The organism is Paucisalibacillus globulus (genome assembly GCF_900184735.1).
Lineage (GTDB): Bacteria > Bacillota > Bacilli > Bacillales > Amphibacillaceae > Ornithinibacillus > Ornithinibacillus globulus_B.
Map to the genome: position 1 here is coordinate 113,486 of NZ_LT855388.1, position 18,274 is coordinate 131,759.

General features: G+C 34.4%; 17 protein-coding genes and 1 pseudogene. 14 read left to right on the top strand and 4 right to left on the bottom strand.

Annotated features, from left to right (window positions below; translation table 11 throughout):
* Positions 1–375: 375 nt before the first annotated feature.
* Together BN999_RS07735 and BN999_RS07740 are read right to left on the bottom strand one after the other, a co-directional pair.
* The gene (locus BN999_RS07735; protein ID WP_096270820.1) at positions 376–570 is read right to left on the bottom strand and encodes a hypothetical protein; all 195 of its coding nucleotides are present in this window, start codon (positions 568–570) and stop codon (positions 376–378) included.
* A gap of 88 nt (positions 571–658) precedes the next feature.
* A complete protein-coding gene (locus BN999_RS07740) occupies positions 659–1,156 on the bottom strand; it encodes a hypothetical protein (RefSeq protein ID WP_096270821.1) in 498 nt (165 codons plus the stop codon).
* A gap of 190 nt (positions 1,157–1,346) precedes the next feature.
* On the opposite strand from BN999_RS07740, the gene BN999_RS07745 reads away from it, so the two are divergent.
* From BN999_RS07745 to BN999_RS07770, 6 genes are all read left to right on the top strand, one after another.
* The gene (locus BN999_RS07745) at positions 1,347–2,078 is read left to right on the top strand and encodes an ABC transporter ATP-binding protein (RefSeq protein ID WP_096270822.1); all 732 of its coding nucleotides are present in this window, start codon (positions 1,347–1,349) and stop codon (positions 2,076–2,078) included.
* Positions 2,068–3,093 (top strand): ABC transporter permease, encoded by a 1,026-nt coding sequence (locus BN999_RS07750; RefSeq protein WP_096270823.1) that lies wholly within the window; start codon positions 2,068–2,070, stop codon positions 3,091–3,093. The genes BN999_RS07745 and BN999_RS07750 overlap by 11 nt, the downstream gene beginning before the upstream one ends.
* A 78-nt stretch (positions 3,094–3,171) precedes the next feature.
* Positions 3,172–3,789 (top strand): TetR/AcrR family transcriptional regulator, encoded by a 618-nt coding sequence (locus BN999_RS07755; RefSeq protein WP_096270824.1) that lies wholly within the window; start codon positions 3,172–3,174, stop codon positions 3,787–3,789.
* A 139-nt stretch (positions 3,790–3,928) separates the two neighbouring features.
* Positions 3,929–4,978 (top strand): LytTR family transcriptional regulator DNA-binding domain-containing protein, encoded by a 1,050-nt coding sequence (locus BN999_RS07760; RefSeq protein WP_096270825.1) that lies wholly within the window; start codon positions 3,929–3,931, stop codon positions 4,976–4,978.
* A 110-nt stretch (positions 4,979–5,088) separates the two neighbouring features.
* Positions 5,089–5,940, top strand: coding sequence for an ABC transporter ATP-binding protein (locus tag BN999_RS07765; RefSeq protein WP_096270826.1), 852 nt, complete (start codon positions 5,089–5,091; stop codon positions 5,938–5,940).
* Complete coding sequence (locus BN999_RS07770; protein WP_096270827.1) at positions 5,937–6,647, top strand: ABC transporter permease; 711 nt, start codon at positions 5,937–5,939, stop codon at positions 6,645–6,647. The genes BN999_RS07765 and BN999_RS07770 overlap by 4 nt, the downstream gene beginning before the upstream one ends.
* A 44-nt stretch (positions 6,648–6,691) precedes the next feature.
* Here BN999_RS07770 and BN999_RS07775 read toward each other — a convergent pair whose 3' ends face one another.
* Complete coding sequence (locus tag BN999_RS07775) at positions 6,692–8,716, bottom strand: prolyl oligopeptidase family serine peptidase (RefSeq protein ID WP_096270828.1); 2,025 nt, start codon at positions 8,714–8,716, stop codon at positions 6,692–6,694.
* A 178-nt stretch (positions 8,717–8,894) separates the two neighbouring features.
* On the opposite strand from BN999_RS07775, the gene BN999_RS07780 reads away from it, so the two are divergent.
* The 4 genes from BN999_RS07780 to BN999_RS07795 all read left to right on the top strand — a co-directional run bounded on the left by BN999_RS07780 (position 8,895) and on the right by BN999_RS07795 (position 11,916).
* Positions 8,895–9,224, top strand: a complete 330-nt coding sequence (locus BN999_RS07780) for a DUF4870 domain-containing protein (RefSeq protein WP_096270829.1) — start codon at positions 8,895–8,897, stop codon at positions 9,222–9,224.
* Between the two features lie 487 nt (positions 9,225–9,711).
* On the top strand, positions 9,712–9,987 hold the full coding sequence (locus tag BN999_RS07785) for a hypothetical protein (RefSeq protein ID WP_096270830.1): 276 nt from the start codon (positions 9,712–9,714) through the stop codon (positions 9,985–9,987).
* Positions 9,988–11,004: 1,017 nt separating this feature from the next.
* Positions 11,005–11,580: a hypothetical protein gene (locus BN999_RS07790; RefSeq protein ID WP_096270831.1), complete on the top strand. Its 576-nt coding sequence runs from the start codon at positions 11,005–11,007 to the stop codon at positions 11,578–11,580.
* Positions 11,581–11,601: 21 nt separating this feature from the next.
* Positions 11,602–11,916, top strand: coding sequence for a hypothetical protein (locus BN999_RS07795; protein ID WP_096270832.1), 315 nt, complete (start codon positions 11,602–11,604; stop codon positions 11,914–11,916).
* Positions 11,917–12,336: 420 nt separating this feature from the next.
* Here the strand turns inward: BN999_RS07795 and BN999_RS07800 are convergent, their stop codons facing one another.
* Positions 12,337–12,822 carry a hypothetical protein gene (locus tag BN999_RS07800; protein ID WP_096270833.1) on the bottom strand — a complete coding sequence of 162 codons (486 nt, stop codon included), beginning with the start codon at positions 12,820–12,822 and terminating at the stop codon, positions 12,337–12,339.
* A 920-nt stretch (positions 12,823–13,742) separates the two neighbouring features.
* Between BN999_RS07800 and BN999_RS07805 the strand changes: the two are divergent.
* The 4 genes and pseudogenes from BN999_RS07805 to BN999_RS07820 all read left to right on the top strand — a co-directional run bounded on the left by BN999_RS07805 (position 13,743) and on the right by BN999_RS07820 (position 18,172).
* Positions 13,743–14,142 (top strand): annotated as a pseudogene (locus tag BN999_RS07805) (aldehyde dehydrogenase family protein).
* 359 nt (positions 14,143–14,501) lie between these two features.
* Entirely contained in the window at positions 14,502–15,992 is a 1,491-nt protein-coding gene (locus tag BN999_RS07810) for a spore germination protein (protein WP_096270834.1), read from the top strand.
* Positions 15,970–17,073: a GerAB/ArcD/ProY family transporter gene (locus BN999_RS07815; RefSeq protein ID WP_096270835.1), complete on the top strand. Its 1,104-nt coding sequence runs from the start codon at positions 15,970–15,972 to the stop codon at positions 17,071–17,073. The genes BN999_RS07810 and BN999_RS07815 overlap by 23 nt, the downstream gene beginning before the upstream one ends.
* On the top strand, positions 17,060–18,172 hold the full coding sequence (locus BN999_RS07820; protein WP_096270836.1) for a Ger(x)C family spore germination protein: 1,113 nt from the start codon (positions 17,060–17,062) through the stop codon (positions 18,170–18,172). The genes BN999_RS07815 and BN999_RS07820 overlap by 14 nt, the downstream gene beginning before the upstream one ends.
* The last annotated feature ends 102 nt before the right edge of the window (positions 18,173–18,274 follow it).

An 18,274-nucleotide genomic window follows, 5' to 3' on the forward strand; every position in this document is an offset into this window, starting at 1 on the left:
CCAGGTTCCTAAATTGAAAGGAGGAGCGGTACATTCTCATTCATCATTTAGATAAAGATTTTGACATGAGACGATTTATAGCTCCTCTTCTAACATCATTTCAACTAAGATTATTACTTCAAATGATGTATGATGCTCTCTCATTCATCATTTGGCTAAGATTCTAGCATCGATATGAAGTATAGTGCCCCCTCACGTATCATTACAACCAAAATTTTGCTCTCAAATGATGTATGACAATACGTTATACATCATTTCAATCAGAGTTTTATATCAAATTGTTCTATAAGTGGTAACTATCCCAGAAATAATGAGAAAAAAGAGACCAATAAGGTCCCTTTCATAGATAATCTTATAAAGGAATGATAACTCAAGTTACGAATGTTTATGAAAAAGTGCTTTTATTGCAAGGTGTATAATTGCAATAGCAAAAACGATAATGACAATTCCACCGACTAGTACTAGAATGGTTTGAATTTGAGATGTCACAATTGCAGAGGTTGGCACTCGTGTTAAAGCAAATCCAGCTAGAATAGCTGCTAGATATAATCCTACTATTTTATCCCACACAAAAATCCCTCCTTCCACTATATCTTATGCAGAAGGAGGGAGCCTCGTTTCTAACAATTATATTAAACTAGCTACCCTAGGCACTTGTCTAAAAGCATTGGAAAGAGGCGACTCTGTTTAAGTCAATTCCAAAGTATACCCAACGGTTACCACGCCATCTAAAGCCAGCAACAGAGTTTCTTCCAACAAAGGTTGGATAATACCAGAAAGAGTTACCATTCTCTAGCCAAATGTAGGTGAAGCGGAATAGACATCCTCTGATTCCCCCTGGATCAACTGCAAAGGTCTGGAATTGTGACTGATGTGGAGTAAAACTAGGTGGTGGTGTATTCGGCGCGCCTTGTTGACCCCCTCCACCAGGCTGTCCAGGGAACCCTCCGCCAGGAAATCCTCCGCCCCCAGGGAATCCTCCTCCAGGAAAACCGCCACCCGGGAATTGTCCGCCAGTTTGACCTCCGCCAGGGAAAAATCCACCTGTCTGTCCTCCTCCAGGGAACTGTCCCTGATTACCAAAGAATTGTCCTAATAAATACCCAGGTAGGTTAAATTGCCTCTCATCATCATGTGGTGGTCCAAAGTGATTCAAATCGTATTCCTCCTTAAAATGTATTCCATTTACTATATGGGGAAATGAACCAGGATGGGAGTCTATTAGGCAAGAATGGGCTAATTACTAGTTTATTTTTATAGATGAGTGATTACTCACTTTACAAAGTGTTTAACTCGTTGTATGTTAGTAGTGAGTAATCACTCACTATGAGGAGGGTGTACGATTAATGAACAATTTTTGTGTGTCAATTAAAGATGTAACGAAACATTTTGGAAAGCATGTTGTTCTAAAGAATATTCATTTAGATATTCTGGAAGGAGAGATTTTTGGGCTGCTAGGTCCATCTGGGGCTGGAAAAACAACATTGGTAAAAGAGTTGTCGGGGTTAGATACTCCTACTTCCGGTGAAAATATTGTTTTAGGTCAAACAATGCCAAAGTTGGATGTAATTAACCGAATAGGTTATATGGCACAATCAGATGCACTGTATGAGGATTTATCTGCGAAGGAAAATCTGCAATTCTTCTCCAGTTTGTATGGGTTAAAAGGAATGAAGCTAAAAGAGAGAATTCAGGAAGTGATGAAGCTAGTTGATTTAACAGAGCATGTTAATAAATTAGTGTCCGATTACTCTGGTGGGATGAAACGGAGATTGTCACTTGCTATTGCACTCCTTCATGAACCGGAACTATTAATACTAGATGAACCAACAGTTGGAATTGACCCGGTATTGCGTAAAAAGATTTGGGATGCATTTTATCAATTAAACGAACAAGGTACAACGATTATTGTAACAACACACGTTATGGATGAAGCAGAAAAATGTGATCGCCTTGGCCTGATGCGTGATGGTTCGCTAATTGCAGTAGGTACACCTAGTGAATTGAAACAACATACCAATTCAGCTACCATCGAAGAGGCCTTTTTAGTATACGGGGGTGATGTAGATGAGAATTAAAGCATTAACGATTCGTATATTACGTCAAATTATTCGTGATAAGCGGTCACTAGGGATGTTAATAGTTGCTCCTATATTAGTTTTGACGATGTTACATCTGGTCTTTAATGGGGACAGTTATATTCCGAAGATAGGATTTGTTGAAGTTCCTGATGCTATCGAGGAAAACATGGATCTTGGTGACGCAGAAATTACGCACTATGACAATACTCATGATGCACAGGTTGATTTACTTTCACAAGAAATTGATGGATATATTACGCTTACGAGCGGAGTACCCTCCATCTATTTGGAAGGTAGTGACCCTACTGTAAATGGGGAAACATTAAGATGGATCCAATCTACTTTTGCAAGTCTACAAGAATCTTTAACTGAAGATTTAGAGGTAAGTTATTTGCATGGTTCAAGTGAGATGGGACAATTTGATTATTTTGGACCAGTCTTATTAGGGTTCTTTGTATTCTTCTTTGTTTTTATTATTGCTGGTGTTTCGTTTATCCGAGAACGAACCACGGGAACGTTAGAGCGTTTACTATCCACACCACTGCGAAAATGGGAAATAGTTTCTGGATATGTAATTGGGTTTGGTATTGTCACTATGATCCAATCCACCATTATTGCTGCGTATACGATTTATGTTCTTGATATGATGATGGAAGGCTCATTTTTCTATTTATTGTTGATTATCCTATCCCTATCATTTACTGCATTGACATTAGGTATATTAATTTCATCATTTGCCAATAACGAATTACAAATGATTCAATTTATCCCGGTTATCGTCGTACCACAAGTATTCTTTTCCGGATTATTTAACTTAGAAACCATCTCGAATTGGCTAAGTTGGATTGGACCTATTACGCCACTTTATTATGCAGCGGAAGCATTACGAGATGTGATGGTTAGAGGATTTGGATGGAATGAAATATATATGGAAATATGCGTGTTGCTTGGTTTCTCCGCTTTATTTATGATTCTAAATATCCTTGCATTAAGGAAATATCGGAAAATATAATGTTCCTTCCAATTGCATCTATGTTTAGACTTACCGTATGATAACGATATAGCTTATGGAGATAAGAGGAGATAGCCATTGTTTACTGACGATCAAAACTTAACCGAAAAACAAAAGGGAATATTAGCTGCTGCAACGGAGTTATTTGCTGAAAAAGGGTTTGCTGCAACATCTACCAGTGAGATAGCAAAGAAGGCAGGTGTAGCAGAGGGAACTATATTCCGTCATTATAAATCGAAAAAGGATTTGTTATTAACCATTGTTTCACCGACGATGATGAGAGTAATTGGTCCAGTTGTGAAGAAGGATATAAATAAGGTACTGAATAAGGAGTTTACTACGTTTGAAGACTTTATTCGAGCGATGGTTTCTAATCGGATTGAGTTTGTGAAGAACAATATTCCAATGCTTCGGGTTGTTATTCAGGAATTGCCGTTCCATGAAGAATTAAAGAAACAAGCTATTGAGCATATTGGTAATGATGTCTTTGAAAGGTTGAGAGAAATTGTACGGCATTTTCAAGCAAAAGGACAAATTATTGACATGCATCCAGATACCATTATTCGTGTGGTGGCTTCATCTATATTTTCTTATATCATTACTAGCTATGTGATTTTACCTGAAGTTGATTGGGATGAGGAAGTAGAGATTGAGAGGATAATTCAAGTACTAACAAATGGAATAGCGAAAAGATAAGGTAGGGGATTTCCCTGCCTTTTTTTATGTAAAATACAAATTTACAAATGAATACTAGTAAATAATAGAAATATTAGATAAGATAAAAAACATAAATAGCTTGCTAGACAACAAGATTCTATAGGGGAATGTGATTCAGATGGAAGTTTTAACTATACATAATTTAGAAAGACAAGAAAAAGATGTGCTATTATTTCCTGCTTTTAATTTATCTGTACATACAGGGGAAGTAGTTGCTATCCATTCTAATCTTAATATTCGTGTTTGTTTACTTAGGATGTTATTAGGTAAAGTGCCAATTGGAAAAGGTGAGATAACAATTGGTGGCAAGAAACTAGAAAAAAGCCAAAAGATAAGCCATTATCCTGTGGGGATTTGTTTTTTTGAGCAGGAAATTTACCAGAGATTATCTGTATTGGATAACCTTAAATTTTATAGCCAACTTTATAGCTCATCACAATCAATCGAGGATGTGTTGATGCTAACACAGCTAAGTACGTTAATGAATAAAGCAGTTCATAAACTAACTTTTTCTGAAAAAAGAAGAGTGCATTTCGCAAAAATACTACTAGAAGATCCTACTCTTTATATCTTTGAAGAGCCAGAGTTGAATGTAGATTTGGAGACGAAGCGGGTTTTTCTAAATGTTCTAGATTATATTAAAGAAAAAGAAGAATCTGCTTTAATTTTTACTGGTAATATGGAAAATGCGATTACTATGACAGATAACGTTTATCGCCTTAATGACACAGGGTTACATAAGGTTGAAATGCAAGATGAAGTGCCCCTATCAGTTGAAGAAGTAGAAGATGTTTCTGAAAAACAAGATGAAGGCACATTAATTACAGTTAATTTTAATAAAATTCCTACCAAAGTAAATGAAAAAATTGTTTTATTTGATCCACCAGAGATAGATTATATTGAAAGTAATGATGGACAGTCTAATGTTTTCATAAAAGGTGAAGCTTTTCCAAGTACATTTACGATGAATGAACTAGAAGAACGATTAATGCCATTTGGATTTTTTAGGTGCCATCGTTCCTATATCGTTAATCTCCAAAAAGTTCGTGAAGTCATTACATGGACGAGAAATAGTTATAGTTTAGTTTTAGATGACAAACCGAAATCGACTATTCCATTGTCCAAGACAAAAATGACACAATTAAAGGAAATGTTGGGCCTAAAATAAGCTCCATTCACCCCGAAATTTACTCTTTTCACCGGAAATTTGCTGTCAAAACCCTTAATTTATCCTAATCTAAGGGTACAAAGAAAAAATAATCACCACGGAGGAGTAAAATGGAAAATATTATCGAAGTAAAAAGTTTAGCGAAGGTTTTTGGTAACCAAGCGGCATTGGAAGATGTCAATTTCAATGTAAAAAAAGGAGAAATAATTGGATTTCTAGGACCAAGTGGTTCTGGAAAAACAACGACTATTAAAATATTAACGGGTCAATTATTACAGACCTCTGGAGATGCATCCGTATTTGGTGTGAAAAGTTCTGCTTTAAATAAAGGATCTTATCGCCAAAGAATTGGAGTACTTTCAGATAATAGCGGTTTATACCAACGTCTTTCTATTGAAGATAATTTGAAATTATATTGTGATCTATATCATGTACCTCGTAAAAGAATGGATGAGGTGTTGGATTTAGTGAACCTAGGAAATGAAAAGAAGAAAATTGTTTCGAAACTTTCAAAAGGGATGACACAGCGTGTACTGCTGGCCAGGACGTTACTACATGAGCCGGATTTATTGTTCCTAGATGAGCCAACTTCGGCTCTAGATCCTGCTAACTCTCAACAAATCCATGAAGGACTTCGTCGGTTAAATGAGAAAGGAACAACTATTTTCTTGACGACTCATGATATGAGTGAAGCAGAGGCACTTTGTAATCGAGTTGCATTCCTTCATAAAGGAAAGATTCAATTGTTAGATGAACCAAAAGCATTACGCAGACAATTTGCAGATGGTACAGTAAACGTAGAATTGAAGAATGGTAAAGTGGTTAGTCTTCCTGCCGGTACAGAAGGTGCAGATGAGCTTTATCAGTATATGTCAAAGAATGAAGTGGTTTCAATTCATTCAAATGAACCAACATTAGGAGATATTTTTGTGCAGGTGACTGGGAAGGAGTTATTAGTATGACATTATCATGGAAGCGAATTAATGCTATTTTACAAAAAGACTGGAAGGATTTATGGAAAAATTACTTTGTAAGCTCTATCATACTTTTACCAATTGTGATGGCGGTATTCTATGGAAGAATAATGGATCCAACAATTGATTTACATTATATGATTATCAACCTTGCTTTAGCATCTGTTACAGCATTTATTCAATGTGCAGTCATTGCAGAAGAAAAGGAGAAGCATACACTTAGAGGATTAATGCTTTCACCAGCATCGGTCTTTGAGATTCTCATAGGAAAGAGTTTAGTTACTATCATTCTATCTGTTATCACTATCATAGTTTGTGCTTATCTAACAGGGTATAATCCTACCAATATTATCATGGTAGTAATTGCCTTAATTATTTCTATGGTGTTCTATCTAGGGATAGGTACTATTTTAGGACTAATATCTCGAACAATAATAGAAGCATCCTTTATTATTATGCCTGTTATCTTTTTATTTGGTTTTGGTTCTGTGCTAATGGGATTAGTTGAAAAATACCCTTCACTTTCTTTCGTGGAGTATCTACCAAACATTCAACTGATCGAGTTTGCATATAAGGTAGAGGCTGGAGCCGGATTCGGTGATCTATGGAGCTATCTAGCAGTTATCACAGCTTGGGCTGTAGTTGGGATTATTTTATCTGGTATCGTTTATAAGAAGCGTCAGTTGGATGATTAGAATCATAATAACAAGAGTGTCCCAATAAAGGACACTCTTATTTGTTATTTACCTAGTTCATTATCCAAGAATGCATAAAAGTCTACCCACTCATCAATCAACTTCGAGGTTGGTTTACCCAAACCATGACCTGCCTTTGCTTCAAGTCTTAGAACAATCGTTGAATTTGGATCCGCTTTTTCCATAAGGGTTGCAGCAAACTTCTTCGCATGTGCAGGGACTACTCGATCATCACTTTCCGCTGTAGCTATTAGCACAGGAGGATATTTTACCCCATCCTGAATATTATGCAGTGGTGAGTAAGCATAGAGATAAGGGAATTGATCAGGATTATCAGCACTACCGTATTCTGGAATCCAGTAACGGCCAATCGTGAACTTATGATAACGAAGCATGTCAATAACCGGAACACGACATAAGACAGCACCAAATAAATCTGGTCGCTGCACCATACAAGCAGCAACTAATAACCCACCATTAGAACCGCCCATTATGGATAATTTTTCTTTACGTGTGTAGTTATTTTCTATTAACCATTCCCCTGCAGAAATAAAATCATCAAACACATTTTGCTTATTTTCTAACATTCCAGCGCGGTGCCATTCTTCCCCGTATTCAGTACCGCCACGAAGATTTGCCACGGCATAGATACCACCTTTTTCAAGCCAACGAAGAAGTGCAGGGCTAAAGGCTGGTGTCATGTTAATATTAAATCCACCATACCCATATAAAATTACAGGGTTTTCTCTATCTAATTCCATCCCTTTTCGGTGGGTTAGGAACATGGGAACTTTAGTACCATCCTTTGACGTATAAAAAATTTGATTGGTTTCATAATCTGATGTATTAAAAGGTATCTCTGATTCAGCAACTACCCTTAACTTCTCCACGTCCAAATTATAGTTATAAATAACCGTTGGACTTAAGAAAGAAGTAACACCGAAATAAATTTCGTTATCATCTTTACTCTTAGTAATATCGGTTAAGGAGCCGAGGATCGGCAGCTCGATATCATGAGAGTAAGTGCCATCTAACCTATAGATTTTTAGTTGATGATGAGCATGATGCAACAACCCGATAACTAACTTATCATGTATTGCGATGACAAAGTCCATCACATCCTCTTGTTCTGGGATAACTTCTTTCCAGTTAGTTGGCTCAGGGTTACTTATATCAACTGCAATTATTTTCCCATTTGGAGTATGTAAGTCCGTTTTGAAATAGAACAGATTGTCTTGATTTGTTACATATAAGTATTCGGCATCTGCTTTATCCAATAGACGTGTGAACTTCTCGCTGGAGTCAATTGGTCGATAATAAAAACGATTTTCAGTAGCTGTTCCTAAATACACATATAAACAAATATACTTTTCATCATCACTGATAAAGGATGAAAACATTAGTTCTTTATCTTCAGGTTGCTCATGTATTAGTTCATCAGCTTCTTGTGGATTGCCTAGTTTATGGAAGAATACTTTGTGGTAGTTACTCTCATCCTCTGGAGCTACACTACCCGGTTCTGGGAATCTGCTATAGAAAAAGCCAGTACTATCTGGTGCCCAGGTGATGCTAGTAAATTTAACATGCTGAATATGATCTTTTAAGTTCTCCCCAGTTGAAAGGTCGTGAACTTGTATTTCTTGCCAATCACTTCCATGCGTTGAAGTAGCATAGGCTAGGAATCTTCCATCCTTACTAAAGGAATAGTTCGTCATGGCAACTGTTCCGTCTTCACTGAAAGTATTAGGGTCTAGTACAACAACATCTTTATCCCCTTCATTTCGGAAAAGTACTGCTTGATTTTGCAAACCGTCATTCTTTTGATAGTAAAGCTTGCCTTTAACTTTCTTCGGTACAAAATACTTTGGAAAGTTCCAAAGCTCCTCTAACCTCTTTCGGTCAGCCTCTTTTGTTTCTAACCCCGAGAAATATGTATGGCATTTTTCTCCCATCCAGTTGCTCCATTCTATTGAATCACTAGAAGTTGGATCTTCTAGCCAACGATATGGGTCACTTACTTTTGTTCCATGATAATCTTCTACGATGTTATCTTTTTTTACGGTAATCAATTGTGAATCCCCCCATGAAAATGTCATATATATAGTATTCGAGAAATACTTCTTATATCCTTTTATTAAAGTGAAAATATTTGGCCATTAGAAAATAATTGGAACTTATAATGGTATATAGACGTAATAAGAGAATAAAGATACAATAAATGAAAAGAGTATTCGGGGAGGGGATTAAATGGCAACAACGGAAGATGATCGTTTGTTTTCAATGCTTATATATGTATTGAGTTTTCCATTTCCTGTTCTAGGTCCACTATTAATATGGTTGTTAAAGAGAGATAACTCTGATTTTGTGGATTTTCATGGGAAAGAGTATTTTAATTTTATCATTTCATTCACAATCTATGGTATTGTAAGTAGTATTTTAATGATTGTCTTAATTGGATTCTTACTGATCTTTGTGGTTGGGGTTGCGGCATTGGTACTAACTATTATTGCTGCAGTGAAGGCATATCAGGGTGAGAGATTTAGAATCCCATTGGTTATTCGATTTATCAAGCAATAATGGGACTTGGGAACGTTCAAGTAGTTTTTATTCGACTTGAACGTTCTTTAATAATAATGAAGTGAATATGAAAATGGTGACAGATTGCTTCAGCAAAGGGTCTATCACCTTTTGGTTATAATGGAGCATAGCGGGATCGAACCGCTGACCTCTACACTGCCAGGGTTATATAACGATGCAATTGTAACAAGATATTTTCTGAAGAAGTTGATATAATAGGTTTTATTTATTTTCAAAGAAGTATTTCATTAATAGCAGGATTTTAAGGATTAATATAGAATAATTAATTTATAAATATAAAAGTAGTACGCCAAATATTTGCTTAAAGACGTTATCTATAATATTTTGATTTTTGGTTTGTTAGTTCTTAACTGGTAAGATTGCTGGGAAAGAGCATTATATGTGGAGTTTGTGAGTAATCGCACTTAAAGTAAGGGTGATTTAGTCGAAAAAGAGAAATTATTTTGATTCTATAGGGGGAATACTATTGAGTAAGACAATTGATGTAAAACCATATCAAAATTATTTATACTTTGCTATATGTGCACTCATACTTGGATTAGTCCCTACATTTAGCAACTTGCTCACTAATTTATATTTACAAATTGTATTTACGTTATTAATAGTTTATGTTGTGTCTTTAGTTATCCAAAAGATATCCAAGGCATTTATGGACTTCTGTTTACGTTTTAATTTAAGGCTAGTATACCTGTATATTATATATATTGTTTTATATTTTTCAGCATTTATGTTCTTAATTTAAAAGTTGCATGAGTTAAAGAAGGTGATCAATAGTGATCGCCTTTTTCTATGGCTAACAAGTAAAAAAGTAATGGGGGAATGTTACATTTAAGACTATTACAACTTTAGGAGATATTCCTTCACTGGGGGAATAGAGCTAATGTACGTAAAAAAATACTATAAGTTTCAAATAATCATGTCGTAAACTAATCTATTTAATGCGGTGGACATTTTTGAACTTATAGTAACAAAGAATATATCTAATTTTCTTTAAGTGCGGTTACTGGTAATCAGATTAGAATGAACAGTGTTGACTAAAAATTTAGAACTAGTGAAGGAAGTTAATCCTACCCAAATTCAGGAGTAGGATATTTTATTTTAACTTATCGAAGAGAATTTATTAAAAAACTCTCCTAGCAACTTCTTTAGCCTTATTATAAGTGGTTTTCTTTAACAATTGCATAATCTTCATTTCTCTATTAAATTGTTCGTGTCACTTTTCTTGTTCAAACAAAAAAATAATTATCTCTTTAAGAGAGTCTGTTCTTTTGCTTATAAGATATTTTTAGATTTTATTGCACAACATTCCAATAGTCTACCGGAATTTTCAATTCATTTTCTAAGTGACTTAGTAATCTTGTATAAAAGATTTCCTCTAAGTAATACCAAATGATAAAAAATATACATTCCGACAAATTACCTCCTAATCGTAGGAAAGTAGGAAAGTTTAGCCCCCTTTCACTGGTACTTTTTACTCTCTACTTTCCCAAGTTTTTACAATTTAATTTATGTTAAGATAAAAAGTGTAAGATAAGTAGATAGAAAATAGTAAATTTGGCGAATTTTTAACCTTTTTTTAGCTGAGGTGGGTATAAATTAACCAAGTCTACTTTTATGGGGGGAGATAGAATGTAATAGTGAATATCCATGAAGCACTATATTAAATAAAAATCTATTTATCCATCTAGACAATACTATTATTTAAACATTTTGTATGATTCATACCAAAATTAATTATTAAAATTAGGGGGATTTATTTATGAAAAAGTTATTCATTACAGTAATTATAATAATGTTATGTTTAAGTCTCGGAACTACAGTTTCTGCAAATACTAAAGAGGGATTTAGTAATAGTAATATTAAGGTTATCGAAGAAGGCTTTTCTACATTTATTTATGAATATAATGGAATTGAAATTAGTGGAGATACGAAGTTGTCTGAGGAACAAATTATAAATATGTATAATGCAGCAATGAATGAAAAAGTAGGTATTATGGGAGTGGATCCAGGTAATACACAAGTTATAGTAATACCACCAATGTATAAAACTTATAAAAATACTGGGGCAAAAGCGGCAGCTGAACTACTTTCTGCTTATATCATTAAAAAAGCACCTGAAAAAGCAAAAAAGTCTACATTTGGTGCATGGGTTCTTAATAAATTAACAGGATGGGCTAAGGTTGAAACTACTTACGTAGGGATGTGGACAACAAGTTCTTATAGTTCTTATGAACAAAAACGTGTATATCATAATACTTTAGTACATTATAAAAATAGTAATTATACAACTCCTAAATCCATTCAATATTGGGAAGCTACCCATTGGTGGGAATAAGATAAAGGGGTAATTCCAAATATGCCTTCCGTAAGAAATCAGACAATGGAATGGTCTAATAAACGATTCGAGGAGTTTACTATATTTATAGCATTTACGCTTATTTTTAGACTTGTTCCTATATTTGAGGGTTTTACAGATAACTTTTTACTACAGGTGATTATTAGTTTAATTATTATATCATTAATACAAATATTATTTACAAAATCGAAACTTTCCATTCGTCTTCGTAATATATGTGAACGATTAAAAATTAAAATAGCATATTTATATATTGTATATATTCTATTTTATTTTATTGTATTGCCCATAATCTTTCCATCTATATATGCTTAATTTTCACCTGTCAAATTTTGATAAACTTTCTGAAGGATTCCAGTATCTCTTAAGGCTGGAACTCAATTACAACTAAACGAAAACCCCCGAATTACTACTTGATAATTCGGGGGTTTTCGTTTCCTTACTATCTATTAAATTATTCCTTAACATTATATTCAAACTATATTAATGTGAATATACAATTTATTCAGATGTGTTGAAGGGAGGCCCTTCTATGACTTGACTTATTTAGAAGAACTTGCAGCAATTAGCTACTATGATCCATTTACCCTGGAACCGGTAAGACAGAGACTGCAAAATATCTCTTCTAAAAACTTATATAAAAGAGGAAGCCTACTATCCAGTTCTATAAAACTAACAAGTGCCCATATATCAAGGGTTAACCAGTTAACTAGGTTAGCTTTCAATATCAACCTGTTACTTTACTTTTATTTGTTTTTCAAACTTATCTCCATTCTGCCCTTGAGCATTTTTATTACGAAGAAATATGGAATCTAATTTTTCATTTTCTAAGACACTTTCTATTATTACTTCTAGTGTTGCATCTGGTTTTACATTTAACGATCCATTCTTAATTAGCTCTTGTTCTTCAGTCAGTTCTCCTCCAATATAGTTTGTTAAATAAAATTCAATTTCATTTAACTCTACATCAGTTTCATGTTCAATAATTGTATCTAATTTAATTGAATCATTTGGTTTTCTTGGTTCGCTAGTTGTATTGGTATATTTTATTTTTAATCGTAGCTGAGCAAATTCCTCTCTTAAGCCTGGATTCTCTGTTAGGTAAGTATCTAGTATTTCGTATGTACCATGTTCCCCCTTATATTCAGTAGTATTTTCTGTTTTTCCTGAGCATCCAAATAGTAACAGGAAACTGCAAATTATTAAAGTATATTTTTTCATCCTATTCCACTTCTTCCTCTAGTCAATTTTAATAAAAATTTTTCTCTTGGTTTATACTTTTTTGAAAATTTCTTCTGGCCCTTTATATATTAATTCATTATAAGAATATACTCAGTAACTCACATTGATAAATAATTCCCCTGAACTTCTTTGGGAATATCATTTTTCCTAAAGAATTTCGGTCAATATTATTAGACATACCTAACCCTTTCAAAGATTGTGGAATGAATTTGCATTCCAATCTTCAACATATAGAGGGATTTTTCTTATCCAAGATATTGCAATATTGGTAATTTCCTTTTGTGCTATTTCTGTTAATGTAACCCTTTTATAATATACGGATTTTTAAATCTATCATTTTAGACAACCAATTAAAATAAGTGTATTAAATAGTATTCGACAAATAAAAGAAATATCCTTTATAATACTCGCCCATGGATTTTAATATTAGTACTTGGTGCAATCTAAAGCTAAATGAAAAAATGATTTTATAATATTATATTTCGCCCCATTGTCGCCCCGAAAGGAATGTATTACTTAAGGATGAATAATATTGTTAAAAAATAAAAAGGACTCACCCCAATAAAAATAAGGAGTCGAGTCTTTTTTTAAATAAATGGAGCATAGCGGGCTCGAACCGCTGACCTCTACACTGCCAGGGATACATAATTATAGGAACAGAATATTTTCCTGAAGAAGTTGATTAAATAAGTTTTATTTACATCATGTTTATATTGTTTATGTTTTATTGTATATATATTAATAATTATTGTTTGAATTTATCCCCAAAATTCGCCCCAATCATCCCCAATATATAGATATGTACACCAAACTATATTCTCACCCAAAAAGGAATTACTATCTTTAAAATCACCATTGGTGATGTCTAGAAGGACTGGAAAAAAATATAATATAACAATATGGAAAGGATAATCGGTCCTTTGATAAATCGGAAGGCAATTGATCGGATAATTGAACAAATTGAATCAGCTAAAAAGCAAGGGGCAGAAGTTGTGCTGGAAGGAAAAGTTGAAGGGAACGTCATGCATCCTTATATCCTAATTGGTTCGAATATTGTGGTGACTGCTCAAAGCGAAATGTTTGGCCCGGTTGCAACCATCATTTCTGCTGAGAGTGAGGAAGAAGCAATTCGTATTAAATGATACCCCATTTGGCCTAAGTGTGGCGGTTCACGCAGGTTCCCGAGAAAGAGGTGTTGAAGTGGCCAAACAGATAACTTCCGGTATGGATCATGTGAATGACCAAAGCGTTAACGATGAGCCATTGATTGCGTTCGGAGGTGAGAAAGCATCTGGATAAGGCTGATTCGTAGGAAAATGGTCACTTGAAGTGTTTACTACCGACCAATGGATTTCTGTGCAAACCGAAGAAAGAGAAAGCTTCTCATACAGATTATCTGGAATAAAAATAAACATAAAGGAAAGACAGAACAGACACAAAAGGGATTATAAAATAATGGAGGTAAAGGAACTGATTCAACCGATCCCCTTCTTATTTAATCCCCACCTAAAAACAGGTTTGGAGGCGTTGATGTTCAAGTATTTTGTCCCACTGATGTCCTTGCATTCTCTTTGAAAACTTCCATCTTCTAATTGCATAATTGTATTCAAATTCCACATACTACTAATAAGAAGTGGCGGTAAAAAGGGTGTGCAGGGATGAGATTTAAAAGAAATAAATCCAAAAAGTCTTTGATAAATCAGGCAAATCTCTCCATAGAGAATATCAAAAGTCAATTAAATCATACCAGCGATTTAAAAGACCGTGAAATACATAGCAATAATCAAATCTATATTATCCTTTACATCAATTCATTAGTTGATCAGGAAAAGCTTGAATCAAAAATAATTAAACCGCTTATAAAAATGGAAAACAACAATATTTTAAATGAACTATATAGCCAGGAAATCAGCACTGCCAAAAGTGATAAAAAAGCCATCAGCGGATTATTAGACGGTTATTGTTTGTTAATAAAAAAAGGCAGGAATAATGAAGGATTCCTGTTGAAAACGAACGCATCAACCGATAGAGATGTTTCAGAGCCTATCGTAGAAAAAACAATTCTTGGGGCAAAAGTAGGTTTTGTTGAAAGTTTAGACAAAAACATTTTTTTACTCCGTACTCTAACAAAATCACCCGATTTCACGGTTAAAAAATATACATTGGGTTCCTCAACAACAACGAATGTATCACTAGTCTATTTGGATCATGTGACAGATCCGGAAATCATCAAAAAGGTTGAACAACGTATAAAAAGTATTACGCTTGATTCCATCCGATCAGAAGGAAATATTCAGGATTGTATAGAAGATCATACAGTTACTCCATTTCCCCAGCTTTTACTTACAGAACGGCCAGATCGAGCTTCAGCAAATTTAAAGGACGGAAGGGTTGCTTTAATTATAGATGGAAGTCCTACTGTAATTATATTGCCAGCAACATTTATGACTTTCTTTCAAACACCAGATGACTATATTACCCGTTGGTGGTTAGGTTCATTTTTTAGATTTATACGTCTAATCAGCTATATCATTGCACTTATTCTACCGGCATTATATATTGCTTTCGTTTCATTCCATTATGAAGCAATTCCTTTGGAGCTTGTTTATTCGCTGCAGTCTTCGTTGAGCTACGTACCATTTCGGCCATTTATGGAGTTAATGATTATGCAGTTTTCCTTAGAGTTGCTTAGAGAAGCGTCCATTCGACTGCCACCTTCCGTCGCCCAGACTTTTGGGATCGTCGGAGGGCTAGTTGTAGGAACAGCAATGGTTGAGGCAGGAATTGTCTCCTATGGTGGTCTTATAGTTGTTGCATTAACATCAGTCTCATCATTTGTTCAGCCAAATCTAGAAATGAGCAGCTCGATTCGTATAATAGGATTTCCTTTAATGCTATTGGCAGCTATATTTGGCTTTTTAGGAATTGTCATTGGAGTGTTATTTGTGTTCATTCACTTGTCACGCCTTACTTCATTCGGTCTTCCATATTTTTCACCTTTTGTTCCATTAAACATGGAGGAGTTTAAAGATACTATCATTCGTGTTCCTTCTTGGATGATGTATAAAAATTCCGAAAATTCTCCTCATTATAAGCAAGAAAAACGATCAAGGAAGTGGAAACTAGATGAGAGTGAAGAGCCGTATTAGTTCTGTAAATTTATTTTTTCTGCTGGTGCAAACGATGATTGGTGTAGGCTTGTTATCATTACCTCATCAAACACATGAATCAGCAGGCAGTGACGGATGGATTTCCATTTTAATTTCTGGATTTTTTATTCAACTAATTGTACTGCTTATTTGGTTACTTTGCAGGAATTTCCCCAATCTTACCTTATTTGATTTTTCTAAAGTAATTTTGGGAGAAACTTCTGGAACTGTATTAAATTTTTTATATATTATTTACCTGCTCACAATGATTAGTTATATCTTCGTTATATATGCGGATACCTTGAAACGATGGATACTCCCTGAAACTCCAGTATGGATATTATTTTTGATAGAATTCATACTACTTATTTATGGAAGTATTTGTAATGTAAAAAATTTGGTATCTTTATTTTCTTTACTATTCATATTCATCCTGTTTCTATTCTTCATTACGTTTTTGGTTTATGGTGATCCATACATAGATATTCGCTATCTCTTCCCTATTGGTTCCAGTGGTGGATGGAATATTCTTAAAGGTACAAATGATTCAATGATATCCTTCATAGGGTTTGAAACATTACTTATTTATTTTGCTTTTATAAAGCAGTCTAAAACTATTTCAGCACTCAAAGGAGTTTTTTTAGCAGTATTATTTGTAACCATTTTTTTAACGTATATTGTGATTCTAAGTACCGTAATGCTTAGTCCTGAAGAAATAAAAATTACGCCGGAACCGGTTCTATATATACTAAGTGCAATGGAAATAAGAATTTTAAGCCGATTAGATTTAATATTTCTTTCTTTCTGGGGTCTGATAATATTTACTACTATTATCAGCTACTCCTTTTCAGCAAGTATGGGAATAAGTAAATTAATCCATATCAAACATAAATTTGCTGTGATACTATCTGGAACATTCGTCCTTATCGTTTCGATAATATTTTATTATATGGAGATTACCTTACTTGAAAAATGGCTAAAGCATTTAAGTTTAATTTTCGGCATTATTATCCCTATCCTACTGCTTTTAATAACAATTATTTTTAAAAGAGGGGCGGCATCGACCTATGAGAAAAATTGAGCTCTTTTTAATCTTCTTTATTCTTCCATTACTAGCTGGGTGCTGGGATGAAAGACTTCTAAAGAATTCCCGTACTGTGTATTTATCAGGTTTTGACTTGGTTGAGAATGGGGATTATCAAACAACTTCAATTATTAGAGATATGAATATTAGTGAGTCAAGCAGGGGGGAAATATCCATATCGAATCAACTGGTAACTGGAAAAGGAGGTTCGATAAAAGAGGCAAGCATGACAATTGATCAAAGCGTACCTGGTAATTACGATCCAGCAAAAGGAAGAACTTTAATCTTAGGAATCGACGTCGCCAAAGGCGATATCTACAATGTGCTGGATTCTCTTTACCGGGATCCAAGGGTGGATTTAAACGCCAAAATTGCTATGACAGATAACAGTGCAAATGAGCTAATTACCCATTTATCCGAAAATGAAGTTGAAAAAGGGGAATATCTGTACGAATTGATTCACAGCAGTGAAACACATTCGGAGATCCAGGATATTACACTAAAATCGATTCGCACCTATTTGTTTGATGAAGGAAAAGATTTCATGCTCCCTTATCTGAGCAAGGACGAGGAAGATAATGAAGTTAAAATAAAAGGGACTGCTCTTTTTAATGACAATAGCTTTACCGGACAGTTTCTTTCCCCTGATGAAAGTACTTTGCTATTATTATTTATGGAAACACAATCCCCAAAGGCGCTTTTAACAGAACAGTTAGATGAAAAAGCTGGCGGATCCGTAAGCTATAATGTAAAAAGCGTATCAAGAAAACTTAAGCTGGAAAAAGAAGAAAAGGTACATGCTAATATTATGCTGCAATTGGACGTAGAGATTGTTGATTATCCTCCAGACCATTTAGATAAGCAGGAAACGATTATTTTTTTGGAAAATAGATTATCAAAGATTCTCACTGAAAAAGCGGATGGTCTGTTCAAAAAACTTGCAGCGAATCAAAGTGACGTACTTGGATTAGGCAGAGAGCTCATTGCCTTTCATCCATCTATATGGAAAGAAATAATGGGAGTAAATTATTATGAGCATATCCTTATTAATCCAGAGGTAAAGGTCAATGTTAGAAGTAGTGGAATCATTTTGTGATTGGGGTAGTCTCCCAAATGATAGGCTGGTTGAATTGTTTCCATTCCATCAAAGATATGATTTGTACAAGATGTTAGTGGATATCTTGAGAAATATCTAGTT

Excerpts from the sequence above, each read along its gene's own strand:
- BN999_RS07815 (WP_096270835.1), top strand. The coding sequence starts at position 15,970 with ATGAGAGTGAAGAGCCGTATTAGTTCTGTAAATTTATTTTTTCTGCTG.
- BN999_RS07750 (WP_096270823.1), top strand. The coding sequence starts at position 2,068 with ATGAGAATTAAAGCATTAACGATTCGTATATTACGTCAAATTATTCGT.
- BN999_RS07770 (WP_096270827.1), top strand. The coding sequence starts at position 5,937 with ATGACATTATCATGGAAGCGAATTAATGCTATTTTACAAAAAGACTGG.
- BN999_RS07765 (WP_096270826.1), top strand. The coding sequence starts at position 5,089 with ATGGAAAATATTATCGAAGTAAAAAGTTTAGCGAAGGTTTTTGGTAAC.
- BN999_RS07795 (WP_096270832.1), top strand. The coding sequence starts at position 11,602 with ATGCCTTCCGTAAGAAATCAGACAATGGAATGGTCTAATAAACGATTC.
- BN999_RS07820 (WP_096270836.1), top strand. The coding sequence starts at position 17,060 with ATGAGAAAAATTGAGCTCTTTTTAATCTTCTTTATTCTTCCATTACTA.
- BN999_RS07800 (WP_096270833.1), bottom strand. The coding sequence starts at position 12,822 with ATGAAAAAATATACTTTAATAATTTGCAGTTTCCTGTTACTATTTGGA.
- BN999_RS07745 (WP_096270822.1), top strand. The coding sequence starts at position 1,347 with ATGAACAATTTTTGTGTGTCAATTAAAGATGTAACGAAACATTTTGGA.
- BN999_RS07760 (WP_096270825.1), top strand. The coding sequence starts at position 3,929 with ATGGAAGTTTTAACTATACATAATTTAGAAAGACAAGAAAAAGATGTG.
- BN999_RS07780 (WP_096270829.1), top strand. The coding sequence starts at position 8,895 with ATGGCAACAACGGAAGATGATCGTTTGTTTTCAATGCTTATATATGTA.
- BN999_RS07810 (WP_096270834.1), top strand. The coding sequence starts at position 14,502 with ATGAGATTTAAAAGAAATAAATCCAAAAAGTCTTTGATAAATCAGGCA.
- BN999_RS07790 (WP_096270831.1), top strand. The coding sequence starts at position 11,005 with ATGAAAAAGTTATTCATTACAGTAATTATAATAATGTTATGTTTAAGT.